Raw genomic sequence first — 431 nt, forward strand, 5'->3', positions numbered from 1 at the left:
TACTATCTTCTCCCTGATTACCTGCTATATCAGTGATCATTGCTTTCACTGAGTAAACACCTTCGGCTAAGGCCGTATTTGCAGCGGCTTGCCAATCACCTTGATCATCGGTAGTGACAGTTACAACATGCTTGATACCATCTGCATCTGTAAAAGTAACCTCAACACTGGCATTTGCTTCATCGGATGTACCACTAATAAGTGGTGTTGTATCTTGTGTTAAAACTAAACTACTTTGGTTGATTGTGATCTCTGGGTTAATACTATCAATAACAGCGTTAGCCGTTTGTTGCCCAGCATTACCCGCAGTATCGGTGACCACTACAGTCACAGTAAAAGCCCCTTCGGCAAGCGTCTGAGCAGCTTCAACCTGCCATGTTAAGTCCGCAGCAAGTGTTGTATTGATTGTATGACTAGTGCCTTGTGCATCA

At 43.9% G+C, this 431-nt stretch carries 1 protein-coding gene; it reads right to left on the bottom strand.

What is annotated here, in order from left to right:
- Positions 1 to 431: Ig-like domain-containing protein (locus CWB85_RS21835; protein WP_249314962.1), on the bottom strand; the 431-nt coding region annotated here is incomplete at both ends.

Source organism: Pseudoalteromonas sp. S1727 (assembly GCF_005886375.1).
GTDB lineage: Bacteria > Pseudomonadota > Gammaproteobacteria > Enterobacterales > Alteromonadaceae > Pseudoalteromonas > Pseudoalteromonas haloplanktis.